This window comes from Corynebacterium sp. NML 150383 (genome assembly GCF_002285085.1).
GTDB classification, from domain to species: Bacteria; Actinomycetota; Actinomycetes; order Mycobacteriales; family Mycobacteriaceae; genus Corynebacterium; species Corynebacterium gottingense.
The window spans coordinates 1-1,307 of the sequence record NZ_NSGK01000022.1; the positions used below are offsets into that span (position 1 = coordinate 1).

1 protein-coding gene is annotated in these 1,307 nt (G+C 60.6%); it reads left to right on the forward strand.

The features are described from left to right. Positions 1-1,307: Rib/alpha-like domain-containing protein (locus tag CKJ85_RS11705; RefSeq protein ID WP_255396028.1), on the forward strand; the 1,307-nt coding region annotated here is incomplete at both ends.

Genomic DNA, 1,307 nt, shown 5'->3' on the forward strand with positions numbered 1-1,307 from the left:
ACCGACGCCGAGAAGTACACCCCGGCTCCAACCGGTATCTCCATCAAGGAAGGCGAAACCGCCGACCCGCTCGCGGCAATCTCCAACAAGGATGAACTACCGAAGGGCATCACTGCGAACTTCAAGGGCAAGGTCGACACCTCTTCCGTGGGCACCAAGAAGGTGACCGTCGAAGTCACCTACCCCGACGGCACCAGCGAAGAGGTCACTACCGACCTCACCATCAAGCGCCGCACAGACGCAGAGGTCAACGACCCGATCGTCGGCGACGGTATCGCTACCAAGGTCGGCGCGAAGGTGACCAACGACGCCGCAAAGAAGGCCATCACCAACCTGGACAAGCTCCCGGTCAAAGACGTCACCTTCAAGAACGCGGTCGATACCTCAAAGCCCGGCGATACCACCGCCACCATCGTCGTTTCCTACACCGACGGAAGCACGGACGAGGTAAAGGTCGACGTCCACGTCAACGACCTCACCGACGCCGAGAAGTACACCCCGGCTCCAACCGGTATCTCCATCAAGGAAGGCGAAACCGCCGACCCGCTCGCGGCAATCTCCAACAAGGATGAACTACCGAAGGGCATCACTGCGAACTTCAAGGACAATGTCGACACCGGCTCCGTCGGCACCAAGAAGGTGACCGTCGAAGTCACCTACCCCGACGGCACCAGCGAAGAGATCCAGACCGACCTCACCATCAAGCGCCGCACAGACGCAGAGGTCAACGACCCGATCGTCGGCGACGGTATCGCTACCAAGGTCGGCGCGAAGGTGACCAACGACGCCGCAAAGAAGGCCATCACCAACCTGGACAAGCTCCCGGTCAAAGACGTCACCTTCAAGAACGCGGTCGATACCTCAAAGCCCGGCGATACCACCGCCACCATCGTCGTTTCCTACACCGACGGAAGCACGGACGAGGTAAAGGTCGACGTCCACGTCAACGACCTCACCGACGCCGAGAAGTACACCCCGGCTCCAACCGGTATCTCCATCAAGGAAGGCGAAACCGCCGACCCGCTCGCGGCAATCTCCAACAAGGATGAACTACCGAAGGGCATCACTGCGAACTTCAAGGGCAAGGTCGACACCTCTTCCGTGGGCACCAAGAAGGTGACCGTCGAAGTCACCTACCCCGACGGCACCAGCGAAGAGATCCAGACCGACCTCACCGTTGAGCGCCGCACAGACGCAGAGGTCAACGACCCGATCGTCGGCGACGGTATCGCTACCAAGGTCGGCGCGAAGGTGACCAACGACGCCGCAAAGAAGGCCATCACCAACCTGGACAAGCTCCCGGTCAA